The 245-nt window shown below is 47.3% G+C and carries 1 pseudogene; it reads left to right on the plus strand.

What is annotated here, in order from left to right:
* Positions 1–245 (plus strand): annotated as a pseudogene (locus ACRHOZ_RS21245) (LamG domain-containing protein); the annotation flags it as partial.

Consider the following 245-nt stretch of genomic DNA (forward strand, 5'->3'; position numbering starts at 1 on the left):
GGGATGAGGCCTATGCTGGCGCTACGGATTCCTATTTAACCTTTGCAACCACAAACCTGACAGGCGATGAATTTAGTGCCACCATGTGGTACAAGATTAACGCAGACCCTGATAGGGCTGGAATTTTGGTCATGGGACCACCAGATACAGAAAATGCAGAATATCCTGATGTCCAGAATTTGAGAACCAATGGTTTCCGATTCTTCAGGGAAGCAGGGGGAGATGGACAGGTATTCAAGCTCAAG

The sequence above is a fragment of the Flagellimonas flava genome (assembly GCF_050617915.1).
Taxonomy (GTDB): domain Bacteria; phylum Bacteroidota; class Bacteroidia; order Flavobacteriales; family Flavobacteriaceae; genus Flagellimonas; species Flagellimonas flava_A.